The 21,151-nt window shown below is 66.4% G+C and carries 19 protein-coding genes and 5 pseudogenes; 16 read left to right on the top strand and 8 right to left on the bottom strand.

The annotated features are described in order from the left end of the window. The first annotated feature begins 1,321 nt into the window (after positions 1 to 1,321). Complete coding sequence (locus AC3IF3_RS12740) at positions 1,322 to 1,633, top strand: plasmid mobilization protein (RefSeq protein ID WP_489229047.1); 312 nt, start codon at positions 1,322 to 1,324, stop codon at positions 1,631 to 1,633. Next, positions 1,630 to 2,046, top strand: a pseudogene (locus AC3IF3_RS12735) (relaxase/mobilization nuclease domain-containing protein); the annotation flags it as partial. The gene AC3IF3_RS12740 and the pseudogene AC3IF3_RS12735, both read left to right, overlap by 4 nt. On the opposite strand, the gene AC3IF3_RS12730 reads toward AC3IF3_RS12735, so the two are convergent. Then, positions 2,008 to 2,163 (bottom strand): hypothetical protein, encoded by a 156-nt coding sequence (locus AC3IF3_RS12730; RefSeq protein WP_489231386.1) that lies wholly within the window; start codon positions 2,161 to 2,163, stop codon positions 2,008 to 2,010. The pseudogene AC3IF3_RS12735 and the gene AC3IF3_RS12730 overlap by 39 nt on opposite strands. On the opposite strand from AC3IF3_RS12730, the gene AC3IF3_RS12725 reads away from it, so the two are divergent. From AC3IF3_RS12725 to AC3IF3_RS12700, 6 genes and pseudogenes are all read left to right on the top strand, one after another. Beyond that, entirely contained in the window at positions 2,162 to 2,467 is a 306-nt protein-coding gene (locus tag AC3IF3_RS12725; protein ID WP_489231385.1) for a hypothetical protein, read from the top strand. The two genes, AC3IF3_RS12730 and AC3IF3_RS12725, sit on opposite strands and share 2 nt — an antisense overlap. A 188-nt stretch (positions 2,468 to 2,655) precedes the next feature. Continuing rightward, positions 2,656 to 4,398: a hypothetical protein gene (locus tag AC3IF3_RS12720; protein ID WP_489231290.1), complete on the top strand. Its 1,743-nt coding sequence runs from the start codon at positions 2,656 to 2,658 to the stop codon at positions 4,396 to 4,398. A gap of 262 nt (positions 4,399 to 4,660) precedes the next feature. Then, positions 4,661 to 5,587 carry a hypothetical protein gene (locus tag AC3IF3_RS12715; RefSeq protein ID WP_489229045.1) on the top strand — a complete coding sequence of 309 codons (927 nt, stop codon included), beginning with the start codon at positions 4,661 to 4,663 and terminating at the stop codon, positions 5,585 to 5,587. A gap of 262 nt (positions 5,588 to 5,849) precedes the next feature. Next, entirely contained in the window at positions 5,850 to 7,127 is a 1,278-nt protein-coding gene (locus tag AC3IF3_RS12710; protein ID WP_489231289.1) for an exodeoxyribonuclease VII large subunit, read from the top strand. 20 nt (positions 7,128 to 7,147) lie between these two features. After that, the gene (locus AC3IF3_RS12705) at positions 7,148 to 7,336 is read left to right on the top strand and encodes a hypothetical protein (protein WP_243971889.1); all 189 of its coding nucleotides are present in this window, start codon (positions 7,148 to 7,150) and stop codon (positions 7,334 to 7,336) included. A gap of 318 nt (positions 7,337 to 7,654) precedes the next feature. Beyond that, a pseudogene (locus AC3IF3_RS12700) lies at positions 7,655 to 7,768 on the top strand (IS481 family transposase); the annotation flags it as partial. A gap of 95 nt (positions 7,769 to 7,863) precedes the next feature. On the opposite strand, the pseudogene AC3IF3_RS12695 reads toward AC3IF3_RS12700, so the two are convergent. Continuing rightward, positions 7,864 to 9,090: pseudogene (locus AC3IF3_RS12695) on the bottom strand (IS110 family RNA-guided transposase). Positions 9,091 to 9,338: 248 nt separating this feature from the next. Between AC3IF3_RS12695 and AC3IF3_RS12690 the strand changes: the two are divergent. Next, positions 9,339 to 9,578: pseudogene (locus AC3IF3_RS12690) on the top strand (hypothetical protein); the annotation flags it as partial. A gap of 7 nt (positions 9,579 to 9,585) precedes the next feature. On the opposite strand, the gene AC3IF3_RS12685 reads toward AC3IF3_RS12690, so the two are convergent. Both AC3IF3_RS12685 and AC3IF3_RS12680 read right to left on the bottom strand, forming a co-directional pair. After that, positions 9,586 to 11,118 carry an ISL3 family transposase gene (locus AC3IF3_RS12685; RefSeq protein ID WP_243971897.1) on the bottom strand — a complete coding sequence of 511 codons (1,533 nt, stop codon included), beginning with the start codon at positions 11,116 to 11,118 and terminating at the stop codon, positions 9,586 to 9,588. 182 nt (positions 11,119 to 11,300) lie between these two features. Further along, positions 11,301 to 11,642: pseudogene (locus tag AC3IF3_RS12680) on the bottom strand (HU family DNA-binding protein). 483 nt (positions 11,643 to 12,125) lie between these two features. Between AC3IF3_RS12680 and AC3IF3_RS12675 the strand changes: the two are divergent. Both AC3IF3_RS12675 and AC3IF3_RS12670 read left to right on the top strand, forming a co-directional pair. After that, a complete protein-coding gene (locus AC3IF3_RS12675) occupies positions 12,126 to 12,644 on the top strand; it encodes a PAS domain-containing protein (protein WP_243971891.1) in 519 nt (172 codons plus the stop codon). Positions 12,645 to 13,023: 379 nt separating this feature from the next. Then, positions 13,024 to 13,248: a hypothetical protein gene (locus tag AC3IF3_RS12670; protein ID WP_489229043.1), complete on the top strand. Its 225-nt coding sequence runs from the start codon at positions 13,024 to 13,026 to the stop codon at positions 13,246 to 13,248. 387 nt (positions 13,249 to 13,635) lie between these two features. On the opposite strand, the gene AC3IF3_RS12665 is transcribed toward AC3IF3_RS12670, so the two are convergent. Beyond that, a complete protein-coding gene (locus AC3IF3_RS12665; RefSeq protein WP_489229042.1) occupies positions 13,636 to 14,061 on the bottom strand; it encodes a hypothetical protein in 426 nt (141 codons plus the stop codon). A 296-nt stretch (positions 14,062 to 14,357) separates the two neighbouring features. Here AC3IF3_RS12665 and AC3IF3_RS12660 point away from each other — a divergent pair, with 296 nt between their 5' ends. From AC3IF3_RS12660 to AC3IF3_RS12650, 3 genes are all read left to right on the top strand, one after another. Continuing rightward, positions 14,358 to 15,197 carry an outer membrane protein gene (locus tag AC3IF3_RS12660; RefSeq protein WP_489216192.1) on the top strand — a complete coding sequence of 280 codons (840 nt, stop codon included), beginning with the start codon at positions 14,358 to 14,360 and terminating at the stop codon, positions 15,195 to 15,197. Between the two features lie 857 nt (positions 15,198 to 16,054). Next, positions 16,055 to 16,264 carry a hypothetical protein gene (locus AC3IF3_RS12655; protein WP_489229040.1) on the top strand — a complete coding sequence of 70 codons (210 nt, stop codon included), beginning with the start codon at positions 16,055 to 16,057 and terminating at the stop codon, positions 16,262 to 16,264. Positions 16,265 to 16,850: 586 nt separating this feature from the next. Then, positions 16,851 to 17,027 carry a hypothetical protein gene (locus AC3IF3_RS12650; RefSeq protein WP_489229038.1) on the top strand — a complete coding sequence of 59 codons (177 nt, stop codon included), beginning with the start codon at positions 16,851 to 16,853 and terminating at the stop codon, positions 17,025 to 17,027. Between the two features lie 5 nt (positions 17,028 to 17,032). On the opposite strand, the gene AC3IF3_RS12645 is transcribed toward AC3IF3_RS12650, so the two are convergent. Together AC3IF3_RS12645 and AC3IF3_RS12640 are read right to left on the bottom strand one after the other, a co-directional pair. After that, positions 17,033 to 17,260: a DUF6894 family protein gene (locus AC3IF3_RS12645; RefSeq protein WP_489231288.1), complete on the bottom strand. Its 228-nt coding sequence runs from the start codon at positions 17,258 to 17,260 to the stop codon at positions 17,033 to 17,035. Between the two features lie 227 nt (positions 17,261 to 17,487). Continuing rightward, positions 17,488 to 17,886 (bottom strand): hypothetical protein, encoded by a 399-nt coding sequence (locus AC3IF3_RS12640; protein ID WP_489229036.1) that lies wholly within the window; start codon positions 17,884 to 17,886, stop codon positions 17,488 to 17,490. 1,112 nt (positions 17,887 to 18,998) lie between these two features. Between AC3IF3_RS12640 and AC3IF3_RS12635 the strand changes: the two genes are divergently transcribed. Together AC3IF3_RS12635 and AC3IF3_RS12630 are read left to right on the top strand one after the other, a co-directional pair. Beyond that, positions 18,999 to 19,415, top strand: a complete 417-nt coding sequence (locus tag AC3IF3_RS12635; protein WP_243966577.1) for a GlcG/HbpS family heme-binding protein — start codon at positions 18,999 to 19,001, stop codon at positions 19,413 to 19,415. Between the two features lie 100 nt (positions 19,416 to 19,515). Further along, entirely contained in the window at positions 19,516 to 19,941 is a 426-nt protein-coding gene (locus tag AC3IF3_RS12630; protein WP_489216186.1) for a BrnA antitoxin family protein, read from the top strand. Here the strand turns inward: AC3IF3_RS12630 and AC3IF3_RS12625 are convergent. Beyond that, positions 19,920 to 20,156, bottom strand: coding sequence for a hypothetical protein (locus tag AC3IF3_RS12625; RefSeq protein WP_243966575.1), 237 nt, complete (start codon positions 20,154 to 20,156; stop codon positions 19,920 to 19,922). The two genes, AC3IF3_RS12630 and AC3IF3_RS12625, sit on opposite strands and share 22 nt — an antisense overlap. Positions 20,157 to 21,151 lie beyond the last annotated feature (995 nt).

Genomic DNA, 21,151 nt, shown 5'->3' with positions numbered 1-21,151 from the left:
CCGCTCTGCCATGGATGCAGGCGATGATGGTGTCGGCGCCCGTGACGTGCTCAGCGGAACGCTCGTCTCTCGGATTGGCGGCGCCGGCATCGGATTGTGTGAAGTGACGGGCTGCGCCGCCGGCCGCGTTACCTCGGCGGACTGAGGTGGCTTTGCGGGTATCACCGTTTGTGCGAGCGGCGCTGGTGCCGGTCGAGCCTGTTGTACTGGGTGCGCGTCGGTTATCGGTCGCGAGACATCTGGCTGGACTGGAATGCCCCGCATCGCCTGTGTTTGTGACGTCGATGCTGGCTTCGACGACGCTGCCGCAGTCGGTGATCGGTTCGACGGACAGGGATCGCCGCTGACCATTATCGCGGGCGATGACGACCCGGCTGACTGACCAGCTCCACGCTTTGCCGGTTTCGTACCCTTCGTGCGCCGCCCCTTCGATTTGCTGCGCCGGCCGCCACGCGCCGCGATGTAGCGCTTGAGCGTGGCTGCGAGCATCGGTTGGCCGCCAAGCCGAACGCGCTCGGCAATCATCTCGATGGTGTGGCCCGCATCCAGGAGCGCCAGGATCTTCGGGGCGAGGTCTCCAATGGCTTTCGCAAGTGTGATCGTCTCGCGTGGCGGCGGTGGCGGAATGCGTAGCAACGCATCGAGCGCCTCGTGCGACGCAGAGATTTCCTCCGACTTGATCGGGACCCTTATTCGCTTTGGCTTTACCATCATTGGCTCCACCTGTGGATTGGTTCGCTCGACGCATCGTCAGCGTCCGCCGTCACCATGGTCACGCTTGCCTGTACCGATTGCAAGAACTTTTTGCCGCGAATCGATGCAGATGAGTGTTATATTGATTGTGTTTTATGGTGATTCGCCCCCGCAAATTTTGCTGTGCTTGTCAACTCATTGACCAATCAAGCGCCGGTGTGAATGCTTGAGACGGCGATGCTCGATTCCCCCACGGACTCGACAAAGTTGATCGCTTTCGAGTTGGCTAGCGAGCTTATGATCTACGTAGAAAACTGCGCGACGCCGGTTAAACGAGCTCGCCGCAAAACGATCGCCAGTGCGCTGCGCGACGGCTTCGTTCCAGGCTTGGTGGCCAAAGCGGAGGCGGTCACCGCGCGTCGGCTGACGCCGCGGGAAGACCAGGGAAAGACAACACCCATGGAGGACGCAGGGGGCAGGATGCCCTTTGCTAACCGCGCCGTCCCCGCCGGCCACGGAGCGCAAAGGGTCGGGGGCCGTTCGGCGCTCTCGCTTCTCACCTCCCCCTCAGCCTGTCGGGGCGTGCCCCCGAACCCCCACCCCTGAAGGCCCCCTGAGGACGACGCCGATGTCCGGCCAACGTGGTTCAGAGCGCCGCCAACTCACGGAGATGGTCGGCATTCGGCTCGCCCCCGACGAGCACGCGCGCCTCCTTCGCGAAGCGCAGGGGGCCGGGCTCACCCTCGCCGCGCTCACCCGCCGTCGGCTGGTCGGCCTGCACATCGCGGCACAAGTCGATGATGAGCACATTCGCGAGCTGCGCCGGCTCGGCGGCCTCGCCAAGCTCGCCATCCGCACCCCCGGTTTGCGCGAGGACGGCCGCCTCGCCCTGCGCGATATCCGCCGCGCCATCGACGCCCTGTCGAGGGCGCCGTCATGATCGGCAAGCGCGTGGACAAGCGCCGCGACGGTGCGCCGGTCGCACGGCAGGTGGAGGCGCTGGTTACCTACATCGACCGCAGCGCCAACGATCTCGACCGCGGCGATGTCCTGGCCCGCGGCAGGCTCAACCTCATCGCCGGAACCCGCTCGGGCCAGGTCGCCGAACTCATCGCCACCGTCACGGGGGCGCCGCGAGCGCGATCACCGGTCGAGCACCTCGTGTTGTCCTGGCGACCCGGCGAGCAACCCACGGTGCGACAGGTCGAGCGGGCGCTGACCATCCTGCTGGATGAGACCGGTTTGCGCGGTCACGGCGTGCTCTGGGCGCTGCACCTCGGCGAAGGTGGCAACCCGCACCTGCACGCGCTGGTCTCACGCGTCGCACCGGATGCCGACAAGACGACCAAGGTCGCCTTCTTCCACAACGCCATCGGGCGCGCGGTCGCCCGGATCGAGCATGCCCAGGGCTGGCGACGCGAGCCCGGCGCCAACTTCGAGATCCTCGAAGACGTCACGGGAGAACAGCATGTCAGCAGGTACAGGACAGCCCGGCGGGCAGCCGCCGAATTGGGGGCAGGTCGCCGCCAAGCATGCGGAGCATGCCTCCGTCGAAGCGCACGCCGCCCATCGCGACACGCGCAGGATCCTGCAGTTCCTGCAGGGCGGTGGGGATCAAGCCGAGGAGGATCCGATGAGCGCGATCCTCGAAGCCCAGGACGCGATGATGGAACAACAGGAGCAGATCGTCGGGCTCCTGGCAGACATGCGCGAAGAGATCGGCCAGTTGCGGGCTCAGATGCAGGCGGTGCTGGTTCGGCTCGGGATCGGTTGAGGCGGGCCAATGCCGACACGGCTCACCTCCCACGACAGGTGAGCGCGAGCCGGTTGCGTGCTTCCGCTGCTCACGCTTCCAAAGCTAACGGGCAACGCCGGGAGAGCGCCGAGGCGCGTATCACCCGCGTCCGGGACGCACTCCGAGCGGCCGCGGCGGACGATCCAAACGCGCGGGTTGCCCGTTATATGGCCGCCGCCCGCGTCCGTGAGAGCTATCGGGCGACGGCCCAGGCAAAGACCCTCGCCCGCCGTTTCGATCCGGGCGACGCCCTGCCTTCCGGAGCGGCGCGGGCGGAGATCTACCAGGGCGGCGAGAGTGCCGCGCGGCGGGCCATCGAGATCGTAGCCCCGATCGTCGCGCGCGCCGGATCCTGGGCCGCCCTGCACCGCGATCTCGCTACGGAGGAGATCGTCTACGCGAGCAAGGGATCGGGCGCGATCCTGATCATCGATGGTCAGGTCATCAAGGCCTCGACCTGCCGCGCCGCGAGCTTGGCTAAGCTGCAGGCTCGGCTCGGGCCGTTCGAGCCGGGTCCGGCTGCGCAGGGCGTCCGACCGGCCTACCTTCCCGAAGCGCAACCTTCCGGATCACCGCGCGCCGCACCGGGAACCGATCCAGAACTTCATGTGCTGGCACGGCGGCGCAAACACGAGGCTGATCGGGTCCGTGAGCGGTACGACGCGAGCTATCCCGCGCTCGATGCGATGCCCCTGCTCAAATCGGTGCTGGTCGGCCCCCGGCCTTCGACCGCGCCCAGCGCGCGAACGCTCGCCAGACAGACCGGTCGATCGCCGCCCAAGCTCGCCCCCCTGAAACGTGATAACGAGCCGGCGGCACGGATCCCGCACACGCTGGCAACGTGTCATGCCGCGCTCGATGCTTCTCGCTACCGCCTCGTCGCCGTGCGACCCGCTCCGGTCCCGCACGACCCGATCGACCGGAGCGTTAGGCCGGTCAGAATACCCGATCGCCTCGCCCATGTTCCGCCCAGTCCGATGGCAAAGATCGCCGCGGCATTGCCCGGCTTCCTGGCGGCGTTCGACGATCGGACGATCCATCTGGCTCCCGACGACGACCGGCGCCACCACGTCGTCCTGGCCGATCTCGATGCTCGAGCCGTTGATCGCCTCCAGCGGAGGTTCTCACCGTCCCTGATCCTCGCCCGGGGGAGAAGGCGCTTCGACGCTGTCCTGAGCGCGACCAAGCTTCTGCTCCCGTTCGAGATGGCTGCGGTTGCGCGAGCTGCTGCCGCGATCCGCGCTTTTGTCGGTGCGGCCCGAGGGCGTTTGGGACTGACGATCCTCGACGATCCGAGCCCGGACGGCTTCAGGCTATTCGCACACGCGATCCAGACGACGGGGAAGGATTGCAGCGCGTTCGCAGCAGCGATCCAGCGGCAGGCGCGGTGGTTCGTCCGGCGTTTCGGCGTCGGAGCCTCCTCACGCTCGGGCGTAGCGCCGGATGCCGCACACCCGACGCAGCCCGTGCCGCCGGACGCGATGCTCTACCGCGAACACCGGTTGAACATCCTCGCGATGTGGGAAGGACCTTGGCCGGACGCCTCACGGGTCGATGCCCTCGTCGCCCGCCGTCTGCGCGTCTCGGGGCACGACCAGACCGAAGTCGCCGCCTTGATCGCCGCGTATGCACCCTCGACCGCCGGCAGGCACCGCGACTGGCAGGCCTACGGAAAGCGGGCCGCGGCACACGCGTTCAGTGACTTGGATGACGGGAGCTGGACGTTCGACCGTCGCCCGGATGCTGAGCCATCGGACATGCTTCGTCGCAAGAGGAAGCTGAACGCCGAGAAGACCGAGCCTTCAACACCGCTGCTGTCGACTCCGCCGGAGATCATCGGGGCGCTCCGGCCAACACCCGTTCGCCGTCCCGTCGGACGACGTTCCGAACGCGGGATAGGAGATGACTGACCGAACCACGTGGGTTGCATCGGCGCGATGCGCGCGGGGTACGACGACCCGAACGACGGGATTGGCACAGACAGACGATGATCCTTCGCCGCGCGGTCGGATCATCAGCGAGACAGACGAGAGACCGGGACCAAAGACGCGAAGGCGTTCCACGAAAAATCCCACGAGGACGGGACGAGAGGCGACGCGAGGCGGGCGACCGCAGCCTGCGCATGGCCGGTGAGGCGTCTTCACACCTCCCTCACATCCCAAGGATATCGACATGACACACGAGACCGACCTCCCCGCCAGCGGGGGGCCGAGCGCCTCCGCGCGCCAGTGCACGCCGCTGCGCATCTGCGCGATGGTCGAGGAGCCACGCCCCCACGACGCCGGCTGGCGATGCGAACTCCGCGCCACGCACTCGGCACGGCGGGGCCGGCTCACGGCCGTGCTCCCGCCGAAACTCGTCACGCGCATCGAGGCCCAGACCGGCCATCCTCTCCGTCCCAACGACCTCATCGTCGAGCACGTCGTGGAACTCAACGTCACGGTCGCCCCGGACGGTGACCTGCTCGGATGGATCGAAGATCTCCATCTCGACCTCGAGCACGACGAGGTGGTGGGGGCCCGGACTGAGAGGGATGACGCCATCAGGGCGAGGCTGTCCGCCGACGGCCTCATGGCCACGCAGGGCACGCGGCCGCAGATCGACCGTCTGCGCCGGGTCGCGATGATCGAGCCGCAGGATGGTCGCCCACGCGAGGCGAGCGTGCGGCTGGCAGACTGGGAGGCGCGGGGCCTGCTGACGCTGCTGCGCTTCCCGGTCGCGTTCGACGGGCCGCAAGCCGTTGTCGATCTGCACCATACCCTCGACGGTGCCTATGACCAGTACGAGTGGGGCACCCTCGACGCGCTGATCGTCGTCCTCAACGGGGTTCGCGACCTCGATGCCCTCGCCGACGAGGAGCTGCTGCGACGGCTCTGCGTCTTCCCGGTGCCGATCCTGGTGGTGCGGCCGCACCGTCCGACCGTGCTGTGCGATCTCGCCCACCTCACCGTCGATGGCGCGGTGGAACTGATCGCGCACCTCGAGGCCATCCTGCAGCGCGAACTGCGGCTCGCCGGCTACCCCCGCCTCGCGGCGATCGCCCAGGCGCTCCCCCCGGTCGCTCCCATCCTACGCCGGGTGCCGCTGTCCGAGGGCTGAGCCGATGTCAGGCGCCCGCTGCCCCAATCCCGGGCGGCCGGCGCACCCGATCAAGCCGACAAGCCGTGTCCTGTCGGAACACATTACGCCATCGCACGAGATCCGCCTCCCCATGCGTCACCATCTGTTCCCCGGCACGATCGCTTATGCGTCGCCCGGACATCGCCGGCTGTCTGCCCCCATAACCGCCGACCCGCCTCCCGGGCCCCCTCAGCCGGATAAGCCGGTCGATCGCCTGCCGATCCTCGAGCTACGCGACCTCGTGGGCTGGTTGCGGCAGCGTCTCGCGGGCGAGCACACCGTCCGTGCCTGTGTCATCGCCGTCGAGCCCGCCGGCAACGGCAGCTGTCTCCTGATGCTCGGCGAGGCCGATGCAGTCCTCACTGCGGAGCCTCCGCGCCTCACGGCTCGGCTGAACCCCTCCGAACTCGCCGTCATCCGGGAGCAACGCGGGGCGACGTTCGATCCGGCATCCCTCGCCGACAGCATCGTGGTCCTGACGCTGCGGACCGGCATCCGCCATCGCTTCGGCAAGGGCTTGGGCGTCCAGGCCAAGGTCGTCGCTCTCGAGGGGGTCGAGGAGACCGCGCGTTCGGCAGCGCTCTCCCGCGACCGGGCGCTTGCGTTCCTGCGATCGAGCGGATTGCGATTTGGACCGCAGACCTGGGACGCTTCCGAGGATCCATGCGAGATCGCGGTGATCGCCTCGGAGCACGGCGAGGCCCGCAGGGACGTCGCCCACCAGCTTCAAGCCCTCGAACAGATGGGATTATTGCGCGTCCACTGGCTCTGGGCGACGTTCGAAGGGACCGGCGCGCAAGCCTCGCTGGTCGCCGCGCTCGAGCGAGCCGCGCAGCTGCACGCTGCGCGGGGCCTGTCGGCGACGGTGCTGGTCCGGGGCGGGGGCTGCTCGTTCGCCTTCCACATCCTGAACACCCTCGACGTGGCCAGGGCGGCCACGGCCGAGCGGATCCCCAACCTGATCGTCGGGCTCGGGCATGCCGGGACGGTGCGCACCGCTCTCGACGAGGTCGCCGCCCGCTCCGAGCCGACCCCGACAGCGGCGGCGAGGCTGGTCCGGGATCTGGTCGAGCAGACTAGCGCGCGTGCCGAGCGGGCGCTCGCTTCTCTCGACGATGCGATCGCGCACGATCTGCTGGAGGCGGGCCGCATCGCTCTGGCTCGAGCCACGAAAGCGTTCGAGGCGGCGTTACAGGATCTCGCCGCCGAGGCGCATGCGCGGCTGCGGCACCTCGATCGGGAGGTCGAGCACGCCCTGCTTGGCGCACTCGCGGCAGCGACGACGATCACCGCCGCTCACGGCATCGCGCCGCTCCAGGCGGTGGCCGAGCCGACCATCCTGGCTGCCGACCAGGACCCCGATCTTGAAGCGTCCCTCGCGCTGGTGATCGACGCCGAGACCGGAACGGTCATCACCGGGGCCGGCAGGGCGCCTGCTGGCTCACGCCTGCTGCTGCAATTCACGGACGGCCTCATGCCAGTCCGGGTCGAACCCCACTCCCATCCTACCGCTCATTGAGCCAGTTTTTGGAGACCCCCATGATACCGACACACGATCAGGCCCCGACATTCCTCGCTGCCGTCAGGCGCATCGAGCAGTTGACCGAGGAGATCCGTCGCGACGGGCTCGCGGGCTTCGAGCGGGCGCAGTCCGCCTACACCGAGATCCGGGAGTTGCGCCTCGTTCTCGATGCCCGGATCAGGGAGCTGAACGGGCAGCGCCAATAGTCGAGGTCACTAAGTACGTCGGCGGTGAAATCTTACCGCCGACGGGAAGAATGGATCCATCGGCCCGGGCTCGATTTGCTTCGAGTTCGGCCGTTTACGTCTGATTGGGCGCCCAAATACCGACGAGGCCTATCATACTAAACTACGACGCAGAGTCAAAATTTTGAGGATACCATCCAGAATAGTTTGAGATTGAAGATAAATATTGGCCGTTTGTCGTAAATGATCGGCTCCCACCGGGTGGTCCGGACTCAAAGTTAGTGCAGGGTCGGCTTTTGCTCCACGGGTAGCTTGGCCGGCGGGGCCGGTCGGGTGAGCGCAGCCGGCCAGACGTTCCGAGCCCACAGCGTCGAGTCTGCCTGCGCTCGCAACGACATCGACCATCGGCTAACAAGGCCGCGTCACCCCTGGACCACGGATGAGGTTGAACAGCCCCTTTCCTCGCGGATCGTGCTATTTTTCTGCCGCCCACGGGTGACCACGTGACGAAGAGCCGGGTTTGAGGTGCAAGGCCGGCCGCGCCGTCTTCATAGTCGCTCCTCCTTTGCGGGACCCGTGGGCACCCGCCGCCCACGTCGGCTACAACCCTCGATCAGCCGCCGATAGGCAATCTCCGCCTGCTCGACGCGTCGCCGTTCGTCCTGGCGCATGCGGGTTAGGTTGTAGGCGTAGGCTGACCCACGCTGGCCGCGACGAGCCGGCTCACCCGAACGCAGTTCCAACTCGCGCAGCTTCTTGGCGTGCAGCTCTGGACGCACCCACGCGTAATCCTCACCCCGCTTGAGCAGATGCCAGATGATCGCCGCGAGCTTGCGCGCGACCGCCACCGCCGCAACGTGTGGCCCGCGGCGAGCCGAGACGCGCTGGAAGAAGGCGCGCAACGGTCCAGGTCCCCGAACCGCCTGCCACGCCGCCTCGACCAGCATGGTGCGTGCATGGCTTCGGCCCTGTTTGGTGATGCGCCCGTGCCGTGGCTTGCCAGAGCCGGACTGATGCACGCTCGGGTTCAGCCCGAGATAGGCGACCAGACGATCCGGGGCGGCAAACCGTGCGATGGGTCCGATCGCGGCAATCAGCCCGACCGCCACTACCATGTCGATGCCCGGGATCGTCATCAGCCGGGTGACGTTGGTATCGGCCTGGGCCTCGCGCGCTAGCTCGCGCTGGACGACCTTCAGATCCTCACTCAGCCGGTCGTACTTGCGCAGGTGCCGGGTGACCGCATCACTCTCGTCGGAAGGGAGCGTTTGGGCCAGTAACCAAGGCCGCCCCCGTGGCCCGAACAGATCAGCATGCGGACAAGGCGGGACGAGATGGGCATGCAGGATCGACTGTACGATCGTCTTCAGTCGCGTCCGCTGCCGCACGATTTGGGTCCGGCGTGTAACTTGGCGTCAGAGCCCAAGGGTGGCCTCGTTCGGCATCCAGACCTCCGGAAGGAAGCCGCTGGCGTAGAGGCGTGCCAGCACTGTCGCATCGATCACGTCGGTCTTGATCCGCGCCTCCGCGATGAGGCGCACCTGGCGGGGATTTGCGATCACGACCCGACCGACATGGGGCCGGATCACTTCGGCGACCGCGCTCGCATTGCCGGTCGCCTCGACTACGACGTGGCCGTCGTGCGTCGGTCTTTTGGCAAACGCCGTCAGGTGATCACGCCTCATCCCGACCCGCCCCAAACGCCGGATCGTCCCGTTCTCCAGCAGCACCGCCTCAGCAAAGACGCGGTGGATGTCCAATCCCACAACTCGCATGAGCCTGCCTCCTCGTGTCTTGATCACGGGAGCTGGCGGGCAACACGGCAACTACGGATCCGCGCTCGCAGCGCATCCGGGCGAACCGCAGGGGCGGCCAGATAACGGCTCTGACTCTAAGCCCATAGCTTAAGGGTCGGCCTGCCCGCACTCACGTGCTCCCGGTGCCCTACATCCCGGATGGGCTCACCATAGCGCCGATCACATGGTCAGCGGAATGTAGGGGCACCGAGGCCATCATGCCGGATAACGGTCAGGTCGAGCGAATGAACCGGACGATCAAGGACGCAACAGTCAAGCGCGACCACTACGATAGCCATGAGCAACTCCGCGCTCACCTTGCTGACTTCGTGAGCTCCCACAACTTTGGACGTCGCGTAAAGACTTTGCTTGGACTCACGTCTTATGAAGCTTGTGTTTCAGCGTGCGACTTTGGTTCTTCCGCACTTTCGGTGCTGAAGGTTTGGCATCCGATCAAGCTTTGCTGATCCCGGCTCATGCAGCATGCAGGACGCGTTGGCGCAGGAGATCGAAACCGGCGCGACCGTACATGCTCCGCTTGATCAGCTTGAGGCGGTTGACCTGCCCCTCGACGTGGCAGTTGCTCCAGGGCTCGACGATAGCGGCGCGCACGGCTGGCTCGTCCTGCTGGAGCCCGGTGACGAAGCCGCCGAGATCGGTCGCGGCTGCAGCTTCCAGCCAGGGCGTCAGTCCGGTGGGATCGTTCTGGCGCAGGAGGTCGGCGAAGGCGCGTATATCCTTGGCGGCTTGCTTCAGCTTCGGCGCGGCGCTGCAGAGCGCTTCGGTGAAGGCGCGATCCTCCCGCGACAGTGCGGCCGGGTCGGCGGTGAGCCAACGGGTGATGCGGCGCGTCGAGGGGACCCGGGCGGACGGTGATCGCGCGGGCGCATCCTGCCTCCGTCGTGAGGCCCAGCGCCGGACGATGTCGTAGCTGCCGATGAAGCCCTGCGCGTGCAACTCGCGGTGGAGGACGGTGGCGCTGTGCTGGCCCTCCCGCCAGCGTGCCTCGACGAAGGGGAGATGGCGATCGAGCAGGCTCGAACCCGGTGCGCGGCGGTAGGGCATCAACCGGCCCGCCCGCACCCAGCGGCGCACGGCGTTGCGGGATGCGCCGAGACGGCGAGCGATCTCCTTGGTCGGCAGACCTTCGCCGTGGAGGCACAGGGCCGCCTCGCAGCGGTCGCGTCGCCGGCTGCTCACGTTCGTTGGCACTGTCTTCGCCAGATCAGGGGAGCCCGCGGAATCGTGCACGGCGCGGTGCGCCACGTCTCGGATCTCGGACTGGTGCCGCTCGACGATGCCGCGCAGGACCTCGGAAGCGTTGACGAGCAGGTGCCAGCGATCCGCGACCTGCGTCGCCGTCGGTGCTCCCGTGCGCGTGGCCTCGGCGTAGGGTCCCGAACGGTCACGGCTGACGACGGTCACGCTCGGATGGGCGGTGAGCCACTCCCGCACCGGTGCCGACGAGCGGCCGGGCAACAGATCGATGACGCGCCGCCGCTCCAAGTCGCACACGATGGTGCCGTAGGACCGGCCGCGCCGCCACGCCCAATCGTCGATGCCGATCACCCGCGGCGGCGGAGACGGTACGGTCCCGCGACGACGGATCAGGCGCAGGACGGTGTCGCCGCTGACCGGCATGGCCAGCCGCCGCGACAGCCTTGCGCCGGCTTCACCACCCAGCACCATGCCGATGTCGGTCTGCGCCTCGGCCAACCGGTCGCTGCGGCGCGCCTTGCGCGCACTCAGCCCCGGCACGCGTTCGGCGAAGATCCGCCCCGGGCAATGGCCGCAGCGGAAGCGGCGCACCTGCACCCGCCACGTCACCGGCCGGTCCTGCCAGGGCAGGTCGTCGAACGTCCGCCAATACCTGCTGTGCACCCGCACTGACGCACGCCAGCAGACCCGACAGCAGGCTTGGGCTGCCATGGTTCGGGCGGTGATCAGCAACCCGGCCGTGTCCAGCGTCAGATCATCGACGTGCAGGCCGTCCGGGACCGACGGCAACGACGGGTTCGAGATCGGCATCGCACTGCCCTCGGGCCAACATGCGAATCAACGTCCAAACCACCGCTCAGCACCGAAAGTACGGAAGAACCAATGTTTAAAGCTGTTTGACAGCCATCGCCGACCTGCTGCCGGACGTGCCCGAGCCCGGGCGTATTAGGAAGGTGAGGGCGATCCTCCAATCACTGGACGTGATCAGGTGGCGCGTAGCAGCCGTTCCGGCCTCCCCCTTCCTGCTCAACCTTCACGTGGTTAAGCCGATCCAGCATAAGTTTGCTCGGGCTGAAGTGGATGTTCGCCTTGACCGCCACCTTCACACGAGCGCCGAATCGTGGGTTGCGGACGATGCGATCTTTGACCGTTCGCGTCGTGAACGCCCCGAAGCCGCGCAGCTCGACGCGGGTACCGTCCGCTAGTGCGTCGGCGATCCGGTCAAGGATGGCATCGACCGCCCACTCGACGTCCCGGGCCTAGAGGTGCTGGTTCTGCTCCGCGACGCGGAGGACGAGCTCTGATCGGATCATGTCGGAAAGGTGTCGGGATCTCAGCGAAGGTGCAAGCGGGGTCCGGCAGCAACCTTTATCTTCGCTCCCCTTCGTTCACTTTGCTTCCGGCGGCATCGCAGTCAGGGCCTGGCTTGAAGAAATCCTCGACGGGCCTGCCAAGGACGTCGGCGAGGCGCTTTAATGTCCGCAGCTTGCCCTCGCGCTCTCGTGTCGCAGCGGCCTGCTCCCCCGAAGGGAGAGGCATGTCGCGGCCGTCACCTTTGTCGCGCTCGCCCATCCTGGACCTGTCATCATCGTGATCCCCAGGTTGAGTACGCCGATTGCGGTACTACGAAAAGTTGCGATGATGCGGTCTCCTCGAATTGTGAAGGGCATAGGTTACTCATGCCGCGTCGGTCCCCAGGGTACACTCTTGCAGCAGCTGCGCTGCCGCTGACAGATCTCAGCATCGGGGTATGGGAAGAGGACGTAGGCGCTGACCGGATCCGCGGCGATGCGGTCATGGGTCGAATGTACGGGCTATCGGATGCGGAGACCGCCGAGGGCATCTCGCGATCGGATCTCTTCTCGATCTTCCACCCGGACGAAGTCGCCCAAGATCCAGAGCTTCGTCGCAGCGTGCGCGAGGAGGGCGGACTGTTCGTATGGGAGCACCGCATCATGCCCGCGCCCGGCATCGTGCGCTGGATCTTAGTGCGCGGGCATTACAAGCGGGGCGCGGACGGACAGATGCGTGGGCGCGGGATCGTCATCGACGTGACCGACAGTCGGATCGATGGACAGATTGATGGACCGGCACGCTTCCTCACAGCCTACGAGGCGCCAGGTGCTATTCTGGAGCGCATTGCTGATCGAGCGATCGAAGCCTGTGAGCTGATCCGCACCCTGGAGGCGGACAAGTCGGTTCACCTCCGTCTGCTGATCGATGCCCTCCTGCATGAGCTCGGTTGCCAGCTCGCGACTTCGCTGCAGGACGATCCGCCAGCTCCGAAACGGCCGCGGAGCGCCAGGATCCACTGAGCGTGTTCCGTAATATCGACGCTCTCCCGCCCCGTTAGCAGATCGGGGCGGGGCCGAGCGGCCGATACGATGGTGAATGCCCATACCTGGCTAGGCCCTGCATCGCAGCCACGTTCGGGAAGGCCCTCAAGTGGTGAGCGGCTATGCACACATAAGTTGCAACTGGTGGTGACCCTCAGACATTGAGGAAGCATAGCCATTCAGCCCCCAAGTCCTCCCATGTTGCTCATCTCATCCCTCGTCGTAGGCACGTTCGTACTCGCTACATCGTTCTCGCTCGTCGCCGTTCTGTCGGACTAAGGCTCCCGCCGAAAAGTCCTCCCGGGAACTTCGGTCAGACCCCGCGCCTTGGCCTCCCACAACTTCAACGGAGGCCAACATGGGCTCGGATGTAGACGCGGCATGCGAAGCCTTCGGGACCGTGCCGCCAGGCCGGCCGATCGGTGAACTGAAGAAGCTCGATCCGGCGGTAGGCAGCAGTGGCCCGAACTCGCCAGGTAGCCCCGAGCCTGATGCCGGTGAGGGTCCCGAGAGCGGCGGCTACGACAACCGGCCGGATACGCCCCAACCCGACAACGCCAAGGGCGGTCATGGCGCTGGTTGACGTGTGAGGGTCGGTGCGGCGGCGGGACTGGAGACCGCAGGCGCCGGCTCACGGACCTCGACAATCGCCGGCGCGCAGCTCCGCTCCCGAGCGCCCGCCGGATGCATCGTGGGCGTGCAAGGGTTCGCTAACCGACGGTCGTCACCGTCGTCGATATGTCCAAGCGAACGACCCGAACCCTGAGAGGCGTTCTCTGGATTGCCGCCCTGGCGCTCTGCTGCTTCTCGGCCGTGATGCTGATGGAGGCCAACAGGCCTACTGAACGAGCGATAGCGCACCTGCCGTCCGCTGATCCCACGACAACAGGCGCCATCGATAAGGGTCCCATCCGGTGGTGTGGTGCCGCCTCGTGGTGCCGATGATGCACACGATCACGTCGCTGTCGTCTCAAGCATAGGGGCCCCCGAACAGGTCACCGAGCGCTTTCCGCCGGAACAGCGTGCGCCAGCGTCGCCTCTGATGTTCCGGCCGATCGTGGATCATGTGGCATCGCTGGCAGAAGGCCGCGAGGTTGGCGTCCGCATTGTTCGAGGTATCGTGATCCCTGTGCGCGGCAGCTAGAACGACCCAAGTCCGGCGAGCGCGGCCGAGGATGCCGGCACCCAGCCCGAGACGGATCCGCCTGCCCCAGCCGTCACGCCACCGCCTGACGTCCGTGTCCCACCAGCGCCCATCGCCGAGGTGGTAGACCATCCGCCCATGCGGCCGTCCGCAGCCCTCACAGCAGCCCTTTGCCCGACCAAAGCGGATCGCCAGCGACAGCTCGCGCCAGTCGATCGGATAGAAAAAGCGGTGCTCGGGCCGGATCGGCATGAGGGGGCTGAATACCCGATGGCGGGCCAATTCTGTGGCAGGGCGGCGGATCGCTTCTGTAGCATCTCGGCAACAGCCACGGGCCAAAGTCACGGGGTGCCGCAACCAAACCACCGCCGAGATGTTACGCCGCCTGGTCGTGCACATCGCACTGTATTTCGACCGTGCAACGCATGTTCATGGATGGTTTACTATACCGTCCCACGTCATCAGCCGGCAGTGTGTCCGTAAAACTACAGCCATTTCATCGACGGACCGGTAGCCTTCTCGTCAGATCGAAATTTGGACCTTACGTTATGACCAAGCTCCTGACCTCGCTGGCCGCCTTCACCGCCCTGACGGCCGCCGCCTCGGCCGCCGACCTGCCCCGCCGCGCCGCCCCGCCGCCGGTGTTCACCCCCGTGCCGGTGTTCACCTGGACCGGCGCCTACTTCGGTATCAACGCCGGCTACGCGTTCGACGCCTCCAGCCGCAGCAACAACAACTCCACCTTCGGCGTCCCGGCCCCCTACGCCGCCGCCGGCACCACCGCCACCTTCGGCAACCGCAGCCAGGACGGCTTCTCCGGCGGCGCCCAGATCGGCTACAACTACCAGTTCACCCCGGGCTCGGGCGTGGTCGTCGGCATCGAGGCCGACGCCCAGTACCTCGACTTCGGCCGCAGCCGGAACAACGCCTTCATCAACGGCGCCCTCGCCCCCGGCTACTACGTCACCGACCCGCGCGGCCTGTCGAGCCTCGACTACTTCGGCACCGTGCGCGGTCGCCTCGGCTACGCCTTCGACCGCACCCTCGTGTACGGCACCGGCGGCTTCGCCTACGGCTCGGGCAGCGCTGACCGCTCCTTCGGCGGCTATGCCGGCAACGACAGCTTCCGCACCGGCTACGCGGTCGGCGGCGGCGTCGAGTACGCGCTCCCCACCGACTCGTTCCTGAACTTCTTCCGCTCCTCGGCCGTGACGCTCAAGGTCGAAGGCCTGTACGTCAACCTCGACCGCAACACCCGCAACCAGGGTGCGTTCGTCATCAACGCCGCCAGCAACTTCCCCGCCGTCTACAGCAGCGGCATCGGCCGCCGCTCCGACGAGTTCGCCGTCGTCCGCGCCGGCCTGAACTACAAGTTCGGCTCGTACTGAGATCCGGTCGCGCTGCTCCCGGCACCCGTGCCGGGAGATGCGATGGTGGGCGAGGGGTAGTTGGTCCTCCTCACCGCCCCTCATCGCCGAAGAGCAGCCGATCGGCTGACCTTCGCATCCCCAGCTCGATCAAACTGGCCGCGAGGTCGGCGACACCCTGGGAGCACCCGCTCCCGGGGTGTTTCTTCGTTCTGGGATTAGGCGCGGAGAGGTTCAGCCGATCGCCCAGAACAGCGGCAGGGCGCCAGCCAAGAACAGGGCCGAGGACAGGAGCACGGCCAAGCGCTCGCGGTGATAGTGGATGAAGGCGTGGGAACTGGCGAACATGGCGATGCCGGATCGGGGAAGGCATCTCACGCTCGCCCCTGAACCTTGACCAATCAGAGGCATCCGACGTCGTCCACAGATGGTCGTCGATGCGTGTCACCACCGAGCCACATGCGACTGGATGTGCTCAGGCGCACCCCGCGAAGGCGGGGCTGGGCGTATCCGTTTCGTCGTGGCCGTCATTGCCCCCTCAGGCGGCCCGACCAGCGGCGCAGTGACCTCAAGGTTGCTGCGCCGTTGTCGTATAAACGCTCAGCTTACGGCTCAGGCTATGCCGCTACCGCCTCGGCGCCTCTGGCTGCTGGTTTGGCGTGCGCGCATCCCGAGCGCGGTAGAGGATCCGTTAACCTTGCCGCCCCACCATGCTCTCAGCGATCGGCTCTGGCCGCGCGCCGGAAGAGCAGCACCGGGATCGTCTTGAGACGGCGGGCCTTGGTGCGGCCTCGCCGGCCCAGTCGCGCTGATCGGCATGATTGCGGCCAAGCTTGAGCCCAGCTATGCGCGCCACCTCGGGGTGTGCGGGAGCAGGAATGAGCGATGTCGTGGCCGCCCTGCTTCTAGCGCTGGCGGCCGAGAACGCCGAGTTGCGCGAGCAACTGGCCTCCGCTCAAGACATGCTCGTCGAGACCGCGATCGACGCCGGCAACATGCACGCCCTCGTCGAAGCCATGAGAACAGAGCGGGACACGTGGCGGGAGGAGGCCAAGCTGGTCCGTGCAGCCTTGCAGTTGGCTGAATAGGGGCAAGGCGCCCCCCCCGTCGAAGCTCTGCACCCGCAAGCAGGCTACAATCGTATCCAGGCGCTCCAGCGGGTCGCTGAGGCTGGGACCGAGCAACACAGCCGTCCCAAAGGAAAGGCGATTATATCGTTGACACATGGCGTAGCGCTGACGCGGAGGTTGCCCGAAGGCGGGCGTGATGCGGTCAACGGGTGACGTAATAAGTCTATTGGTAGACTCTGGCCGTCGGGGTGATATCTCCGGCGGCTTTTTGCTGCCGACGCTGTGAAGGCTTACATTGAGGCTGATCCAAGGGCCGCACCGATGCCGACAGACACGCCCCTCAAATCAAAGCCCCCCTAGCTCGGCGCCGAGAGGCTGACGCCCGGGAGACTCGAGGACAGGCAGTAACAGACATGCACGCTAGAACCGACCTCGTGTGGCCAGATGTACGGCGCTTGTCACTGATCTTTGACTCGGCACTACTTTCGGCCGCAAAAAGAATTGCACGCACGCTCGAACTCTTGGCCGAAGATGTCGCCTTGGTGAAGACAACCGCGGCGGCCGTAGCCGCTTCACAGCCGTTCTTGAACCCACAGAATGGCGGATGGCCGTTACATCTGAGAAGTCCAAGCCACCCGGCAAGCTCGGGGCTCAGAAGCTGACGCCCGAGGAACAGCGTCGCCGGTTCATCGAAGCCGCTCGCGAGGCTGGTGCCAGTGAGGACGAAGCCGATTTCGATGCAGCGCTGAAGCGGGTCACAAAGCCGAAGGCCGCGAAGTAGCGGACCTACTGGTCTGTGATGGAGAAACTGGCCCGTGCGCTCATCACCAGCCGGCCAACATCGTCGTAGGCCTGAGCGGTGAACTCGTCCACGCCGGTTTGGCACCCTTTGTCCCGCATGATCTCGGTCAAGGCTCTGCGGAGTAAGTCACGAAGGGCGCTTAGGCTCCGTAACTCGACGCCCTCTTCATCTATCGCCGTAACGTGGTTCGCCGTGTTGACGAAGTAGCGCACATTCACGCGTCCGTGACCTGGTAGGCCCTACGGTGCTAACTCGCGATATCTTGCATCGTTCGTTGAAAGCGAAGGCTTACGGCATCGTTTGTGCGAACGGTATAATCGTCAAAGGAAATGCCGGATTAGGTGGTGCTGTCAGAGGACACCCTAGCCCCCAGCTCTGACCCGAGCGGGTCCCTCGCTGGTCAGCCGCCGGATCGCCCACCCATTAGGCCATTCCTGGCTCAACCCTCGCGGTGACGACCCAGGCTCCCACCCTCGTATAGGATGCGCGGCTGCCGGCCTGCGTAGCTGACGCCCAAATCGAACCGCGCAGAGCCCGCTCTGCGCGTACCCCGAGCTGGGTTGGCCACCACAAAATCGATGACCGAGCGCGCGGCGCATTTGGACTGGGGCATGTTGCAGGTCACGCGAAGGGTCCCAGGCCGGATGGCGTAGCGGCGTAACGGCCACTGCCTGATGGCGGCGCGCTTCTCGTTGATGAGCTGCCCCTGCGTATAGGGACGCCCGTAGAACTGCACTGTCGGCCCGTACATGTACGGCACGCCCGCGACCGCGTCGCCGTCATTCGATGACCAGATCGCGAGGTAGCGCTCTGCGATGGTGGCCGTGCGCCGCTGCATCTCCGCCGCCGACTGCGCCAGGGCCTGAGTTGAGCCTAGGGCGAGGCAAGCACAGAGCAGCAGAAGGAATGGCCTTGGCATGGATGGGACTCCTCTGCGGGTGCGAGGAACGCTCAGAACTGGCCGCCGGGTCCGGAGAGCCAGCGCATCAGACCGTCCGAAGCGACGACACTTCGGCGTGGCGAGGGGGCGTCCACATTGAGGTCGTCGCGACCTGCCAGCCGCACCGTCCTGTAGGGGCTCGGGACAGGCGAGCGCGCGCGGCGGGGCTCAGGCCGCCGAGCAGCCATCCGGGCCTCGTCGACGGCATGGAGCAATGGCAGATTTCGGGATGGGGCGGGCTGAGGCTTCGGCTTAGGACCGGCTGCCTCGGCGACACGAAACCGAGCATGTCTACCATCCTCGTCGAGGGCGCGCCGAGGCGCCTCCAAGGACCCGAGCCGAGGTCCGTCCACATCCAGCGCTGGGCGGGCGTGCTGGCCCCTGTCAGCAAGCCTAATCCGGTGACGTTCCATGCCCTCGTCGGTCGGACGGACAGGCACGGGCATGGCTTGCAGGACGGGACTCCTCTTCCCATCCGCGACGGACTTGGCGCCCTCTCCGGGCACCTCGGCGGGACCAGGGGTAAACTGAAGCTTCGGGGGTGCGGGCGCCACGGCGGTAAGCTTGACTGGATCCGACCAGGGCAGCGGCTGCCCGTGGGCTTCAGCCCGCAGGCGCTCGGAGAGGGTGGGCACGGCCACGTGTGGTGCCTCCGCGACATACCTGTGAGCGTCGCCGCGGGACATGTACGCGCTCGTGCTGGCCACCCCGGTTACGAAGGCGACGGCGACGGCGAACAGGAACCTCGTTGACGCTGTCATGGACTACCTCGCAGAGGCCGCAGGTGGTATCACGGGATACGCACGGCAACCGCGTAGATAGGACGGAGACCGCCACCGGATCGATGCGAACGAACCCCCATCTACGCAGCCGCTGCCGTAACGCCCCGCCGCTCGCCATTCGGCGCCCATGCCCGCGCAGCAGGGCCAGACCTACGATCCGCAGGAGGAGCCGGCGCCCCGGGGGGGCTTGGTTCGACGCTTCACACGACCATAATCCGACGGTGGCTAATGCATCAGCGTACCTGCCTCGACGCATCCGACGTGCGCATCCTCATGGCTGCGGGACGCGCTGAGGCCGAACGGCGCGGCCTTCCGGTAGCGTTTGCGATCGTCGACGAGGCAGGCGTGCTGCTCGCTCTCGAACGCCTCGACGGCGCGCGACTGCACACGCCGGAGGCGGCTTGGTTGAAGGCTCGAACCGCCGCAATCACGCGCACATCGACCGAGGACCTTCAGGCGGCGATCCAGACGAACGCAGCGCTTCTCGCCTTCCCAAGACGCCTGCCTCTGACGGGTGGGTTGCCGTTGCTGGTCGGCGAGGAGATCGTGGGCGGCGTCGGCTCGTCGGGTGGCGAACCTGAGGACGATCTAGCCGTGTGTCACGCCGTGTGCGCAGCGCTCCGACGGCTGCCCGTCGCTGGCTGAGCGATGGTGTGTTCGGCCGGTCAAGTGACGTGTCGTCGATGACCCGGCCGCGTCCGGCTACGCGCCGAACCCCGACTACAGCCAGGAGGATTGGGACGAGGTGTCCGACAATCCCGAGCTGACGGATGCGGAGATCGCCGATCTACGTCCGAACGGCGAGGGCCTGCCCGCCGAGATGGCCGCGGCGTTCAAGAGTCTCGGCGGTCGCCCGAAGTCCAAGGTCAAGGCCGTCCCGGTCTCGCTGCGGGTGCCGCCGGATGTGCTGGCAGCCTTCTTAGGCACCGCGATAGCCCTTTCCATCATCACGAGGATGCTCATGAGGCGGGACTTCCTGATCGCCCTCAGGTGCGCCCATGTCGCCCGGTTCGGTGCCTCCCGACGAGCGTGGACCCTCTACCGTCCCTCTCACCGGAAGGTCCTGATAGGCGCGCTCTCCCGGTGGTGTCTCGGCGGGATCGGTCTCGGGGTGCTTCGGATCGATCATGCTTGTGCTCCTTCCGACGCTCAGGGACGAGTGGGCTTGTAGGGCTGCACCACCTTCGGCTGTAGCTGGCTCCGGATGGCATCGACTTGATCCGGCGGCAGCTCCTCGACGCTCATCTGCAGGCTTGGCCCGACGACCTTCCCGAAGGCCTCACGAGCATCGGTCTCATCGTCCGCCAGCACGATCATGAGGTGCGTATCAGATACCGTGTCGTCCGGCGGGGGCAACGTCATCTGCTGGGCTATAAAGACGGGCATGGTGCGATCCGTGCTGCCTCGACTAACCCAAGTGTTGATTGAGAGCTTCTTCTCCAGCCGCGCGTGCCTCGTCCTCACTCGCGTAGGTGCCATCCGACATGATGACCGGGTTCAGCGGCATGTCGTCGGTGTCGAAGAGATGCCATTTGAAGCGTCCGGGCTTCGAAGGATCGGGCAGGACCCGGACGACGGCAGGAGGTGCTCTATCCATGACCTATCATGCCACGCTCACCAGCCCAGACCAAGGTGCGGTTCAGGAAGAGGCGTCGAACATTATCGTAGCGGGACCGCCCTCGACAGCCACGCTCACCAAGATCGTCTCGCCGGGACGCGCTACGTCATTGCCGCCCTCGCCTTCGTCGTCGCTGCCGGTGGGGCGTAGGCGGTTGAACTGCTTCAGAAGTTCAAGCCCAATACCCTCTACGTCGATGCTCGCGCGACGCTTTTGGAGATCGGTTGGCGGCCGGTTCCTGAAGCGGCATCAAGCAGGGTGTGTGACGGCCGCGAGAATACCTGCGAGGCCTACTCAGAGGCTGAGACCTGCGCGCCGTTCGGATCCGCGGCCTGCTCGATGCTCTGCAAGCGCGGCGAGCAGATCATCAGCGTGACGACGATTGGCGACAGAGACATCCTGGTCCGATCCGCGTCCTGTCGGTCCGGCTGCTAATGGTACCGACCAAGAAAAGCCCGCGCCGGCGAACCGGGCGGGCTGAAAAAACGATCTGCGAGACGAAGACTACTTCCCGCTGGGCGCGGCGTAGCTGCCAGTCGTCCCGTTGCCGCCGCCGCTGCCGGCGGGCGCACCGCGTGTGGTGTTCCGGACGAAGCTGGCACCGGGGTACTTCCGCTGCGTCCGCATCATCGAGCGTCGGCGCATGCGGTGACGTCTTATCCGAACATTGGTGAGCATATCGGAAGGCGAGGAGACGCCGGCTACGGGGCCAGCCGGCACGGCTGAGGCGGGAAGGGCCAGACCGCCGAGGCCAAAACCAGCA

The sequence above is a fragment of the Methylobacterium sp. J-118 genome (assembly GCF_057836565.1).
Note: the sequence above shows the minus strand (reverse complement) of the source record. Positions and strands in the feature narration are given on the sequence as shown.